Genomic DNA, 12,516 nt, shown 5'->3' with positions numbered 1-12,516 from the left:
GAGCAACCCGATACCGGGGGTTTGCTGCCCCGATGGACAGGGGGGCTTGCCCCCCGCTTGCCCTTGATGCCCTTCGGACTTGCCCCCGATCACGCCATATGGCTTGCCGCGGCCCTTCTGGGCGCGGCCTTTGTGCGGGGGTATTCGGGCTTTGGGTTTTCGGCGATCTTCATCGCGTTCGCGGCGCTTCTGACCAACCCGGTCCCGCTGATCCCGGCGATCTTTGCCTGCGAGATCGTGATGACCCTGTTCCTTCTCCCCAGTATTCGGGGTGCGATCGACTGGCGGCTTGTCGGCCTGCTGACGCTGGGGGCGGCCATCGCCATCCTGCCCGCCGTCTGGGTCATGGCCCGGCTAGAGGAAGACACGGCGCGGCTGGTGGTTTCGGCGCTGATCTTCGCTTTGGGATTGGTCCTCTTGTCCGGTTGGCGGCTGGAACGGCGGGTCGGCGGAGCGGGCTACCTTGGGATCGGCGCGGTGTCCGGCATGGCCAATGCGGCGGGCGTCGGCGGGCTGCCGGTTGCGGGGTTCATGACGGCCCAACCGCTGACGCCACAGGTGTTCCGGGCGGTCATGGTTGTCTACCTGTTCTTTCTTGACCTGATGACCCTGCCGGTCATGGGGCTGAACGGGTTGGTCAGCCGGGACACCTTCATCGCCGCCGGAATGGCCTTTCCCATCCTCGGGGCCGGTATCTGGCTGGGCAGCCGGCGGTTCGGCCATGCCTCGCCAACCGCGTTCCGGCGGGCGGTTGTGGTCCTTCTTCTGCTCTTGTCGGGATTGGGACTGTGGAAGGCGCTGACATGATCCTCGTCCTGAACATGGGCTCATCTTCGCTCAAGGCGGCGGTGTTTGACGACGGGCTGGCCATCCTTGCGCAGGGCGGCGTTTCCGAGATCGGCGGTGCCGGAAAGCTCTCGCTTAACGGTCGCGCCGCGCCCTGCGCCTGCCAATCCCACGCCAGCGCGCTGGAGTCTTGGCTGGCGGCACTGACGGCCACCGGGGCGGACCTGTCGGCACTTCGCATCGTCGCGCACCGGGTCGTTCATGGCGGAACGGAACTGACCACGGCGCAACCCCTCTCTCCAGCCCTTCGGGACCGGATCGCGCAGCTTTCAGACCTCGCGCCGCTGCACAACCCTCCGGCCCTTGCCGGGATGGACGCCGCCGCGGCGCGGTGGCCGGACCTGCCACAGGTCGCCGTCTTCGACACGGCCTTTCACGCAACGCAGGCGCCAGTCGATACCACCTACCCGCTACCTGCCAGCCTGCGCGATGCCGGGCTGCGCCGCTATGGGTTTCACGGGATCAGCTATGCTGGGCTGGTGCGCAGCCTTGGCCCAGACCTTCCGCCCCGGCTGCTGGCGTTCCACATCGGGGCGGGTGTCAGCGCCTGCGCCATCCGCGACGGACAATCGGCGGCAACGACCATGGGTTATTCGCCCCTTTCCGGGACACCGATGGGCACAAGGTCCGGCGACATCGACCCGGCCCTTGTCTTGCGGCTGGCCCGTGACCTTGGGATCGAGGGCGCCGAACAGGTCTTGTGGCGCGAAAGCGGTCTTTCGGCCCTGTCCGGCATCGGCCCCGACATGCAGCGGATCGAGGCGGCTGGCACCCCCGAGGCGGAATTCGCGATTGACCATTTCTGCCAGTGGATCGCCCGGCAGGCGGCGGGGCTGATCCCGGCCATGGGTGGCGTGGACGCCTTTGCCTTTACCGGCGGGATTGGCGAGAATTCGGTCCGGGTGCGCACCAGGATCCTTGATTGCCTCTCGTGGCTTGGCGACCTGCCGGTGCATATCGTCCGGGCGGACGAGGAACGCACGATTGCACGGACCGCAATTGAAGCCCTTGGGCCGAAACCGTGACCTATGCCAGTGCCGAAATCACGACCGTCGATTTGACGATGTCATCCACGCTCGCCCCCCGGGACAAGTCACAGACGGGCCGCCGGAACCCCTGCAAGAACGGGCCAAGCGCCTGTGCGCCCGCCAGTTCCTGCGCCAGCTTGTATGAAATGTTGGCGGCATCGAGCGATGGGAAGATCAGCACATTCGGATCGTCGAAGGGCATGCCCTTCTTGGCCGCGATCCCGGCGTTCAGTGCGGCATCGGCCTGCACCGGCCCGGTGAACCCCGTCGCCTCTGCCGCGGCGCGGACCTTGTCCACGCTGTCGCCGGTTCCGCTGGTGCCGGTGGAAAACGACAAAAGCGCCACCCGCGCATCCCCCAAAAGCGCCCGGGCCGACCTGGCAGAGGCCTGCGCGATCCCAGCCAATCCCTCTGCATCCGGGTCGACGGTCACGGCACAGTCGGACCAAATCATGTCGCGCCCATCAGGAAACCGCATCAGGAAGAAGGACGATGGCTGCGCGATCCCATCCGACAGCCCGATACCCAATCCCGCCGCCTCGATCACCCGGCGGGTCGGGTTGGCCGCCCCGGCGATCATCGCATCCGCCTCGCCCGCGGCGACCATGGCCGCCGCGCGGATCAGCGGTTTGGACAGCATCCGGTCTGCCAGCGCAGGCTTGACCCCGCGCCCGTTAATCAAGGCGGCGCGCTGCGCGTCAGTCGGATCGGACACCGACACCGGAACACAGATGCCGCCCTTCGCCAGAGCCTCCATCGCCTCGCCAATGCGCGGGTCGTCGGTCTCGGGAAACACGATCCGGCGCGGTGCGGCCCGCGCCCGTTCCATGAACCGATCCAGAATATCCATGCCCACCCCGCGCGATGCAGTTTCCGTGTCGCCGCATGGAAACAGGTCTGACGGTGAAACGGCAACCGGAAAAGCAATTGATCCATCTGGCCCGACGGGGCGCGGATTGATACACAAATGATGCACAGCGCAAGAAGGCCAATGACATGACCCACCGGCAACCACATCTTGATACCTCGCCCAAGGTTTCGGACGAGGTGCGCAAGACGACCTGCTATATGTGCGCCTGCCGCTGCGGCATCAACGTGCACATGAAAGCGGGTAAGGTTGCCTATATCGAAGGCAACCGCGACCACCCGGTGAACAAGGGTGTCCTGTGCGCCAAGGGCAGCGCGGGGATCATGCAGGTCAATGCGCCGTCACGCCTGCGGGCCCCGATGAAGCGGGTCGGCCCGCGCGGGGCCGGCCAGTTCGAGGAGATCAGCTGGGACGAGGCCTATGACATCGCCGAAAGCTGGCTGCGCCCGATCCGCGAAACCGCGCCGGAGAAGCTCGCGTTCTTCACCGGCCGCGACCAGTCGCAAAGTTTCACCAGCCTGTGGGCGCAGTCCTTTGGCACCCCGAATTACGCGGCCCACGGCGGGTTCTGTTCCGTCAACATGGCCACGGCAGGCATCTACACGATGGGCGGCGCCTTTTGGGAGTTTGGCCAGCCCGACTGGGACCATACCAAGCTGTTCATCCTGTTCGGCGTGGCCGAGGACCATGACAGCAACCCCATCAAGATGGGCATCGGCAAGGTCAAGGGCCGGGGCGACAAGGTGATCGGGGTCAACCCGATCCGCACCGGTTACAACGCCGTGGCCGACGATTGGTACGGGATCACGCCGGGCACGGACGGGTTGCTGATCCTGTCGCTGATCCATTGCCTGATGAAAGCGGGCAAGATCGACCTCGACTATCTTGCGCAATTCACCAACGCCCCCTGCCTTGTGAACGAAGACCCGGCCAGCCCGCAGCAGGGCCTGCTTCTGCGCGACGAAGAAGGCAACCCGCTGGTCATCGACCGGCGCAGCGGAAAACCCTCCCGCTGGGATGGCGACGGGGTCGAACCTGACCTGACCGCCACCCTGCGCCAGAAGGGTGTGACCCACCGGCCTGTCCTGCACCACATGGCAGACCGCTACCTGTCCGACACCTACGCGCCCGAGGTGGTGGCCGAGGCCACCGGCATTCCCGCCGCCCGCATACGGCAACTGGCGGCCGAAATCGCGAAAACCGCATTCGACGCCCCCGTCGTACTGGACCGGGAATGGACCGATTTCCGCGGCAAAACCCACAAGACCATGGTCGGCCGCCCGGTGTCGTTCCATGCCATGCGCGGGATTTCCGCCCATTCCAACGGGTTCCAGACCTGCCGGGCGCTACATACCTTGCAAATCCTGATCGGGGCCGTGGAAACCCCCGGCGGAATGCGGTTCAAACCGCCCTATCCAAAACCCGCGACCGCCCATCCCAAGCCCCATTGCAAGGTGACCCCCGGCGCGCCGCTGAACGGTCCGCACCTTGGGTTCGTGCACGGCCCCGAAGACTTGTGCCTGAAAGAAGACGGTTCGCCTGCCCGCATCGACAAGGCGTTTTCCTGGGAAAACCCGATGTCGGCGCATGGGCTGATGCATATGGTCATCTCGAACGCACATGTGGGCGACCCCTACAAGATCGACACGCTGTTCATGTATATGGCGAACATGTCGTGGAATTCGTCAATGAACACCTCGGGCACCATGAAGATGCTGACCGACGTGGACGACAACGGCGATTATGTAATTCCGCATATCATCTATTCCGACGCCTATTCGTCGGAAATGGTGGCCTATGCCGACCTGATCCTGCCCGACACGACCTATCTGGAACGGCATGATTGCATCAGCCTGCTGGACCGCCCGATCTGTGAGGCGGACGCGGTCGCCGACGCGATCCGCTGGCCGGTGATCGAACCGGACCGCAACGTGAAGGGGTTCCAGTCGGCGCTGTGCGATCTGGGCGCGCGTCTGGGTCTGCCCGGGTTCGTTAACGAGGACGGCAGCCAGAAATACGCAGATTACGCCGATTACATCACCAACCACATCCGCCGCCCCGGCATCGGGCCGCTGGCCGGCTGGCGCATGGGCGACAAGGGCACCCAACACGGGCGCGGCGACCCGAACGCCGCCCAGATCGACAGTTATGTCGCCAATGGCGGGTTCTGGATGGAACACGTCCCTGAAGGGGCGGCCTATTACAAACCCTTCAACCGCGCCTATCAGGACTGGGCGGTGCAAATGGGCTTTTACGATAGCCCGCAGCCCTACATTTTCCAGCTCTACGCCGAACCGCTGCGCCGGTTCCAACTGGCGGCAGAGGGCGAGGGCAGGATCCAGCCGCCCGACCACCTGCGGGATCGGATCATCGCCACGATGGACCCGCTGCCAATCTGGTATGCCCCGATTGAGGACAGCCACATCGACACCGGCGAATTCACGGTCCACGCTCTGACCCAACGGCCCATGGCCATGTATCACAGCTGGGGCAGCCAGAACGCGTGGCTGCGACAGATCCACGGGATGAACCCGCTTTATCTGCCCACCAAGATCTGGCGCGAAACCGGGTTCAAGCCGGGCGATTGGGCCCGCGTCTCCTCGACCCACGGCGAGATCGTGGTGCCGGTCGTGGAAATGGCAGCACTGAACGACAACACCGTTTGGACCTGGAACGCGATTGGCAAGCGCAAGGGGGCTTGGGCGCTGAAGGGTGACACGCCCGAGGCGACCAAGGGCTTCCTGCTGAACCATCTGATTCACGAACTTCTGCCGGCCAAGGAAGACGGGATGCGTTGGGCCAATTCCGACCCGATCACCGGGCAGGCGGCATGGTTCGACCTGCGGGTGAAGATCGAGAAGGCAGAAAAACCCGCCGCGACCCAGCCGCATCACCCCGCAATCGGCAGCCCTGTGCCCGCCGCCCCGGCCAATCTGACATGGAAGGTGGGCGAATGACCGAACTTCCCCAGACCACCACCCGCAAGCTGGGCCTTGTCATTGACCTTGATACCTGCGTCGGATGTCATGCCTGCGTGGTATCCTGCAAGGGCTGGAATACCGAAAACTACGGCGCGCCCCTGTCCGATCAGGACGCCTATGGCGAGGCACCGTCAGGCACCTTCCTCAACCGGGTGCATAGCTATGAGGTGCAACCCGCCGAGGGCACGGCCAAGCTGATCCATTTCCCCAAGTCTTGCTTGCATTGCGAAGACGCGCCCTGCGTCACGGTCTGCCCCACCGGGGCCAGCTACAAGCGCACCGAGGACGGGATCGTTCTGGTCAATGAACAGGATTGCATCGGCTGCGGCCTCTGTGCCTGGGCCTGCCCCTATGGCGCGCGGGAGTTGGACGCCGCCGCAGGGGTGATGAAGAAATGCACCCTCTGCGTCGACCGGATCTATAACGAGAACCTGCCGCAGATTGACCGCGAACCCGCCTGCGTGCGCACCTGCCCGGCGGGTGCCCGCCACTTCGGGGATTTCGCCGACCCGGACAGCAATGTTTCGCGCCTGACCGCCGAACGCGGCGGTATGGACCTGATGCCGGAACTGGGCACAAAGCCCGTCAACAAGTACCTGCCTCCGCGCCCCCGCGACGCGGCACAGGACATCGACATCCTTGCGCCCTACCTTGCCCCCGTCGCCGAGGAACCCAAGGGCTTTGTCGCCTGGCTCGACAAGGCGCTGTCGGCCATTCCCGGAGGATCGAACTGATGCATCCCGCACCCTCTGTCATCCTCTTCACAACCTTTTCGGGGCTGGGCTTTGGCCTGTTGTTCTGGCTTGGGATCGGTATGCCCGGCCCGACCGGCTGGGTCGCTTTCACATTCTTCGCCATTGCCTATCTGATGGCGGTGGGCGGGCTTCTTGCCTCGACCTTCCACCTTGGGCATCCGGAACGCGCGATCAAGGCCTTCAGCCAATGGAAGACCAGCTGGCTGAGCCGCGAGGCATGGGCCAGTGTGGCGGCGCTGATTGTCATGGCCGTCTACGGCGCGGGGCTTGTGTTCTGGGGGCAGGCCATTGTGCCGCTTGGCCTCATCGGCGCGGCGCTCAGCCTGCTGACCGTGGCCACCACCTCGATGATCTATACCCAGTTGAAGTCCGTACCGCGCTGGAACCATTGGTCCACGCCTGCGCTGTTCCTGTCGCTGTCGCTTGGTGGCGGTGCGCTGCTGGCGGGACAGGTGCGCTTTGCCCTGCCGCTTCTTGCAGTGGCCGCCACCGTTCAGATCATTGCATGGATGACCGGCGACGGGCGGTTCCGGGGGCGTGGCACCGATATCGGAACGGCGACCGGACTAGGCACGCTGGGTCAGGTCAAAGCATTCGAGCCGCCCCACACCGGCACCAACTACCTGCTGCGCGAATTCGTCCATGTGGTCGGGCGGCGGCACAGCATGAAGCTGCGGCTTCTGTCGCTGCTGCTGGGCTACGGCCTGCCGATCCTGCTGTTGATGCTGCCCTTCTCGCACATCTACGCGGGGCTTGCCGTGGTCGCCCATGTCGCGGGCATCCTGGCCTCGCGTTGGCTGTTCTTTGCAGAGGCCGAACATGTGGTCGGCCTTTACTACGGGCGGCGGTAGAAACGAAAACGGCGGCCAAGGGGGCCGCCGTTCTTCATTTGCAGGGCAGGGCTAGCGAATGCGCGCCTCGGTCTTCGCATCAAACAGATAGGTCTTGGCCGGGTCGATGGTCAGCCCGACCTTGGCGCCTTCCTCGACCTCTTCCTCGCGGCGCATTTCAACGATCAGGCGTTCGCCGGTTTCCGCCACCAGATAGGCATAGGATACGCCGCCCAGCCGTTCGGTCAGATCGACGGTATGGGTGGCGCCGCCGTGGTCGATGGACAGGTGTTCGGGACGGATGCCGAAGGCCACAGCCTGCCCCTCAGTTGCATCCTTCGCAACGCAATCGACAGAGCCGCCCGCGCCCGGAACATCGACCTTGCCCGCCTTCACCGTGCCGGACAGGAAGTTCATCGCCGGACTGCCGATAAAGCCTGCGACGAACTTGTTATCAGGATCGCGGTACAGGTCCATTGGTTTGCCAACCTGTTCGATCCGGCCAAGGCGCAGCACCACGATCTTGTCGGCGAGCGTCATCGCTTCGACCTGATCGTGGGTGACGTAGATCATCGTCGCGCCGATTTCCTTGTGCAGCCGCGCAATCTCGACCCGCATTTCGACGCGGAGTTCGGCATCGAGGTTCGACAGGGGTTCATCGAACAGGAAGACCTCGGGCCCGCGCACGATGGCCCGCCCGATCGACACCCGCTGCCGCTGGCCGCCGGACAGGGCGGCAGGCTTGCGCTTCAGATATTCGTCAAGGCGCAGGATGCGGCTCGCCTCGGTCACCTTTTCCTTGATCTCCGCCTTGGGGTGGCCGTTCATCTTCAGCCCAAAGCCCATGTTCTCTTCGACCGTCATATGCGGGTAAAGCGCGTAGGTCTGAAACACCATCGCCACGCCGCGCTCGGACGGATCAAGGCGGGTCACGTCGCGCGCACCGATCTGGATCTGGCCAGAGGTCGTTTCCTCCAACCCCGCGACCATCCGCAGGAGGGTGGATTTCCCACAACCCGACGGCCCGACGAAAACGCAGAACTCGCCATCCGCGATATCGAGGTCGATCCCGTGGATCACCTGGGTTTCGCCGTATTTCTTGATCACGTTTCCAAGCTGGACGCCGGACATGGGCTTTCCTTTCACTGTGCTGCTTGTTCGGGAAAGCGCCAATCCTGCGCCTCCCCGGCAATGCGTTGGGCGGTATCGCGGATCAGCGGCACCAACCCGACAAGATCGTCGATGGTCTTTCGGCTCGTCGGGCCGGTGACAGACAGGCCGCCGATCACCCGTCCGGACCCCGAGAGGATGGGAAGGGCAACGCAGATGATCCCGCGTTCATGTTCTTCCCGGTCAAGGCTGTAACCTTGGCGGCGGATCGCGGCGAGTTCGTCGCGCAGATCCTCCACCGAGGTAATCGTTGTGTCCGTATAGCGGTGGAACGCCTGCTGGGTGATGACGCGATCCAGTTCCTGCGGATCAAGGAAGGCAAGCATCGCCTTGCCAACCCCGGTGCAATAGGCTGGCCCGATCTTCCCCGCCTGACTGAACATCTCGACCGGCTGGCGGGCGTTCCGCTTGTCCACATAAAGGACCTGCCCTCCGTCGAGCTGTGCAAGGTGCACCGTCTCGCCCAGCTGCGCGCTTAGCCTGTCGATGTGGGGGCGAGCCAGCGGCGCGATGGAATATTGCGACCACGCGGCATGGGCCAGACGGACCAGACGCACCCCCGGCGCATAGGTTTGCCGGTCAGAATCATAGCGGAGCATCCGCTGATTCACGAGCGTCTGAAGGAGCCGGTACAACGTCGCCTTGGGGAACTCCGACGCCTCGAGCAATTCGCCAAAGCGGACCGGGCGGCCATATTCGGCAACCTGATCAAGCACATCCAGCGCCTTGCCCACTGTTCCGTCTGCGGATGCAGCCATCGTCGTCCTCCCTGCCGGTCAACGGATTCCTTATTTCCGCAGGACTGGCCTGTTGACAAGCATAGGCGAGTCGCGGTTATGATTTCAATATTCAAAACCAAGTTTCACTATGTGGAACAAAAAGTTTTGACTGCGACTAAGGGAGGACACCAATGTTGCACCTGAAGAAAAGCGCGATGGCCGCGCTTGCCGTTGGCCTGTTGGCCAGCACCAGTGCCATGGCTCAGCAACGCACGCTGACCTATTACGCCGACTACGACCCGATCCCGCTTGCCGCGATGGAAGAGCTCATCGCGGAATTTGAAGCGGCAAACCCGGACATCGACGTGGTTCTGCAGAACTTCGACCACGAGGGCTACAAGACCGCGATCCGCAACTTCCTGACCACCGACGCGCCGGACCTGGCCAACTGGTATGCCGGGAACCGGATGGCGCCCTTCGTCAATTCGGGTCAGTTCATGGACGTGTCGGATGTCTGGGCCGAACATGGCCTTTACGATTCGCTCGGGTCCGCTGCGGCGTCGATGACCATCGACGGCAAGCAGTGGGGCATCCCCTATACCTACTACCAGTGGGGCATCTACTATAACAAAGACGCCTATGCCGCTGCCGGTGTGGACGTGCCTTCGACCTGGGAAGAATTCGTCGCCAACTGCGAAGCCTTCGATGCTGCCGGCATTGACTGTCTGACCACCGGGACATCCGCCCTGTGGCCGGGGGCCGGCATCTTCGACTACATGAACCTGCGGACCAACGGCTATGAATATCACATGGCCCTGACCTCGGGCGAAGTGGCGTGGACCGATCAAGGGGTGCGCGACACCTTCGCCAACTGGGCGCAGATCCAGCCCTACATCACCGAAAACCACGCAGCGCTGGATTGGCAGGATGCCGCGGCGCTTCTGGTGCAGGGCAAGGCCGCGAACTACGTCATGGGCAACTTTGCCGTGGGCGTGTTTAAGGAAGGTGGGATGACCAACGACAACCTTGGTTTCATGCCGTTCCCGACGATCAACCCCGATGTGGCCCGCGCCGAGGAAGCGCCGACCGACACCATCCATATCCCGGCTGGTGCCACCAACGTTGAAGACGCCAAGACCTTCCTGGCCTTCATCGCTTCGGCCGACGCGCAGACCAAGCTGAACGCCGCAATCGGCCAGTTGCCGATCAACTCCGGTTCGACCGTGGGTGACGACCCGTTCATTCAGGCCGGGTTCGAGCTTCTATCGTCCACCGAGGGCGGGATCGCGCAGTTCTTCGACCGCGACGCCCCGGCGGAAATGGCGAAGATCGGCATGGAAGGCTTCCAGGAATTCATGGTTCTTCCCGAGAACCTTGACGATATCCTTGAACGCCTCGAACAGGCCCGTCAGCGCATCTACAACTGATCGCCTGACATTCGACAGCGGGCAGGACCATCCCGGTCCTGCCCACCCCGCCCGCGGTATCGCGGGCCTGTCCCATATGACAGACTTCCCGCAGTTCGGCATGACAGGAGGGCGCGATGTCCATGACCTCGACCCAGCAGGAACCCCAGACCCGATCGTGGTGGCGTCAGAACCAGCAGCGGATCACGCCGTGGCTGTTCCTTGCCCCAGGTCTACTGATGTTCATCGTCTATGTGATCTGGCCGATCTTCTCGAGCTTCCGGCTGTCGTTCTTCGAATATGACGGGCTAGGCGAAAAGGTCTGGCTTGGTCTGGCCAACTATCAAGAGCTGTTCAGCGACCGGGCATTCAAGACCTCGTTGCGCAACAATGTCATCTGGCTGTTGATGTATATGCTGGCGGTCCCCGCCGGGCTGTTCATCGCGATCTTCCTGAACCAGACCGTGATGGGCATTCGGATCTACAAGTCCCTGTTCTTTTTTCCCTTCGTGATCAGCCAGGTCGTGGTCGGCCTGATGTTTGCCTGGTTCTACGCACCGAATTTCGGCCTGTTCTATAAGGTGATCGAGTTTTTCACCGGCAAGGGTATCGCCGTTCTGGCCGACCCGCATCTTGCCACCTACGGGATCATCGCCGCCGGGCTTTGGCCGCAGATCGCCTATTGCATGATCCTGTATCTGACCGGCCTCAACAACGTCGCCCCGGACCAGATCGAGGCCGCCCGGCTGGACGGCGCCAAGGGGCTCAAGATGCTTTGGTATGTGGTTCTGCCACAGCTGCGGCCAGCCACCTTCATCGCCGTTGTTGTCACGGTCATCGGCGCATTGCGCAGCTTCGACCTCGTGTCGATCATGACCAACGGCGGGCCGTTCGGGTCCACCCGGGTCCTGTCCTATTACATGTATGAACAGGCGCTGTCCGAATACGGCTATCGGATGGGATATGGCGCGGCCATCGCCGTGGTTCTGTTCGCAATCATGATGGTCTTCATCTCGGGCTTCATCTGGAAGATGGTCCGCGACGAACGGGAGGGCAACTGATGTTTCCGCGTCCGATCCAGCAGGCCTCGGCCCCTGCCCGCGCACTCTACAAGACCGCGCTCCCCATCGCGCTGTTCCTCTGGCTGTTCCCGCTTCTTGGGGTAGCGGTGACGTCGCTGCGCCCGGCGTCCGACCTGGCAATGGGGAACTATTTCGGGATGCCCTCGGACATCGCATGGGGCAACTATCTTGAGATTTTCACCAATTCTCCCATCGGCCAGTACATCTTCAATTCTTTCAAGGTGACGATCCCCACGGTGATCGGGACGCTGATCCTGTCGACGATGACGGGCTTTGCGCTGGGGATTTACCGTTTCCGGTCGAACCTTCTGATCTTCTTCATGTTCGTCGCGGGCAATTTCGTGCCCTTCCAGATCCTCATGGTGCCGGTGCGCGACCTGACCTATGGCCTCGGGCTCTACAACACGACAGGCGGGCTGGCCCTGTTCCACATCGCGTTCCAGACCGGGTTCTGCACCCTGTTCATGCGCAATTTCATCGCCGCCCTGCCGCGCGAGTTGATCGAGGCCGCGCGGGTTGAAGGCGTCGCCGAATGGAAGATCTTCTGGTACATCGTGCTGCCCCTGATGCGGCCCGCGATTGCGGCGCTGGCGGTGCTCGTCTTCACCTTCATCTGGAACGACTTCTTCTGGGCCACGGTGCTGACAACCTCGGCCTCGACCCAGCCTGTGACGGCGGGGCTGTCCTCGCTCAACGGTCAGTGGATCGCGCAATGGCACCTTGTCTCTGCCGGTTCGATCATCGCGGCGCTTCCGCCCGTTCTGATGTTCTTCCTGATGCAGAAGCATTTCATTGCTGGCCTGACCCTTGGCGCGGTGAAATAGGCCCTGT

Annotated in this window: 11 protein-coding genes; 8 read left to right on the top strand and 3 right to left on the bottom strand. The window is 63.2% G+C overall.

Annotated elements, in window-relative coordinates:
* The first annotated feature begins 66 nt into the window (after nt 1-66).
* Both U3648_RS01340 and U3648_RS01335 read left to right on the top strand, forming a co-directional pair.
* Complete coding sequence (locus U3648_RS01340; protein ID WP_420857438.1) at nt 67-807, top strand: sulfite exporter TauE/SafE family protein; 741 nt, start codon at nt 67-69, stop codon at nt 805-807.
* Complete coding sequence (locus tag U3648_RS01335; protein ID WP_420857437.1) at nt 804-1,871, top strand: acetate/propionate family kinase; 1,068 nt, start codon at nt 804-806, stop codon at nt 1,869-1,871. The genes U3648_RS01340 and U3648_RS01335 overlap by 4 nt, the downstream gene beginning before the upstream one ends.
* Before the next feature lies 1 nt (nt 1,872).
* Here the strand turns inward: U3648_RS01335 and U3648_RS01330 are convergent, their stop codons facing one another.
* Complete coding sequence (locus U3648_RS01330) at nt 1,873-2,724, bottom strand: phosphate acyltransferase (RefSeq protein WP_420857436.1); 852 nt, start codon at nt 2,722-2,724, stop codon at nt 1,873-1,875.
* Nucleotides 2,725-2,870: 146 nt separating this feature from the next.
* Here U3648_RS01330 and U3648_RS01325 point away from each other — a divergent pair, with 146 nt between their 5' ends.
* The 3 genes from U3648_RS01325 to U3648_RS01315 are packed head-to-tail and all read left to right on the top strand — an operon-like array spanning nt 2,871 to nt 7,329.
* A complete protein-coding gene (locus U3648_RS01325; protein ID WP_420857435.1) occupies nt 2,871-5,699 on the top strand; it encodes a molybdopterin oxidoreductase family protein in 2,829 nt (942 codons plus the stop codon).
* Complete coding sequence (locus U3648_RS01320; RefSeq protein ID WP_420857434.1) at nt 5,696-6,457, top strand: 4Fe-4S dicluster domain-containing protein; 762 nt, start codon at nt 5,696-5,698, stop codon at nt 6,455-6,457. Before U3648_RS01325 ends, U3648_RS01320 begins: the two co-directional genes overlap by 4 nt.
* Nucleotides 6,457-7,329, top strand: a complete 873-nt coding sequence (locus U3648_RS01315) for a dimethyl sulfoxide reductase anchor subunit family protein (RefSeq protein ID WP_420857433.1) — start codon at nt 6,457-6,459, stop codon at nt 7,327-7,329. Before U3648_RS01320 ends, U3648_RS01315 begins: the two co-directional genes overlap by 1 nt.
* A 51-nt stretch (nt 7,330-7,380) precedes the next feature.
* On the opposite strand, the gene U3648_RS01310 is transcribed toward U3648_RS01315, so the two are convergent.
* Together U3648_RS01310 and U3648_RS01305 are read right to left on the bottom strand one after the other, a co-directional pair.
* Entirely contained in the window at nt 7,381-8,439 is a 1,059-nt protein-coding gene (locus U3648_RS01310) for an ABC transporter ATP-binding protein (RefSeq protein ID WP_420857432.1), read from the bottom strand.
* Nucleotides 8,440-8,450: 11 nt separating this feature from the next.
* Entirely contained in the window at nt 8,451-9,236 is a 786-nt protein-coding gene (locus tag U3648_RS01305; protein ID WP_420857431.1) for an IclR family transcriptional regulator, read from the bottom strand.
* A gap of 152 nt (nt 9,237-9,388) precedes the next feature.
* On the opposite strand from U3648_RS01305, the gene U3648_RS01300 reads away from it, so the two are divergent.
* The 3 genes from U3648_RS01300 (at nt 9,389) to U3648_RS01290 (ending at nt 12,509) form a co-directional block, all read left to right on the top strand.
* Nucleotides 9,389-10,624, top strand: a complete 1,236-nt coding sequence (locus tag U3648_RS01300) for an ABC transporter substrate-binding protein (protein ID WP_420857430.1) — start codon at nt 9,389-9,391, stop codon at nt 10,622-10,624.
* Nucleotides 10,625-10,746: 122 nt separating this feature from the next.
* A complete protein-coding gene (locus U3648_RS01295) occupies nt 10,747-11,664 on the top strand; it encodes a carbohydrate ABC transporter permease (protein WP_420857692.1) in 918 nt (305 codons plus the stop codon).
* A complete protein-coding gene (locus U3648_RS01290; protein ID WP_420857429.1) occupies nt 11,664-12,509 on the top strand; it encodes a carbohydrate ABC transporter permease in 846 nt (281 codons plus the stop codon). Before U3648_RS01295 ends, U3648_RS01290 begins: the two co-directional genes overlap by 1 nt.
* Nucleotides 12,510-12,516: the final 7 nt, after the last annotated feature.

The sequence above is a fragment of the Marivivens marinus genome (assembly GCF_035969385.1).
Classification (GTDB): Bacteria; Pseudomonadota; Alphaproteobacteria; order Rhodobacterales; family Rhodobacteraceae; genus SELP01.
Note: the sequence above shows the minus strand (reverse complement) of the source record. Positions and strands in the feature narration are given on the sequence as shown.

Excerpts from the sequence above, each read along its gene's own strand:
- U3648_RS01340 (WP_420857438.1), top strand. The coding sequence starts at position 67 with ATGCCCTTCGGACTTGCCCCCGATCACGCCATATGGCTTGCCGCGGCC.
- U3648_RS01305 (WP_420857431.1), bottom strand. The coding sequence starts at position 9,236 with ATGGCTGCATCCGCAGACGGAACAGTGGGCAAGGCGCTGGATGTGCTT.
- U3648_RS01295 (WP_420857692.1), top strand. The coding sequence starts at position 10,747 with ATGACCTCGACCCAGCAGGAACCCCAGACCCGATCGTGGTGGCGTCAG.
- U3648_RS01290 (WP_420857429.1), top strand. The coding sequence starts at position 11,664 with ATGTTTCCGCGTCCGATCCAGCAGGCCTCGGCCCCTGCCCGCGCACTC.
- U3648_RS01315 (WP_420857433.1), top strand. The coding sequence starts at position 6,457 with ATGCATCCCGCACCCTCTGTCATCCTCTTCACAACCTTTTCGGGGCTG.
- U3648_RS01325 (WP_420857435.1), top strand. The coding sequence starts at position 2,871 with ATGACCCACCGGCAACCACATCTTGATACCTCGCCCAAGGTTTCGGAC.
- U3648_RS01330 (WP_420857436.1), bottom strand. The coding sequence starts at position 2,724 with ATGGATATTCTGGATCGGTTCATGGAACGGGCGCGGGCCGCACCGCGC.
- U3648_RS01300 (WP_420857430.1), top strand. The coding sequence starts at position 9,389 with ATGTTGCACCTGAAGAAAAGCGCGATGGCCGCGCTTGCCGTTGGCCTG.
- U3648_RS01310 (WP_420857432.1), bottom strand. The coding sequence starts at position 8,439 with ATGTCCGGCGTCCAGCTTGGAAACGTGATCAAGAAATACGGCGAAACC.
- U3648_RS01320 (WP_420857434.1), top strand. The coding sequence starts at position 5,696 with ATGACCGAACTTCCCCAGACCACCACCCGCAAGCTGGGCCTTGTCATT.
- U3648_RS01335 (WP_420857437.1), top strand. The coding sequence starts at position 804 with ATGATCCTCGTCCTGAACATGGGCTCATCTTCGCTCAAGGCGGCGGTG.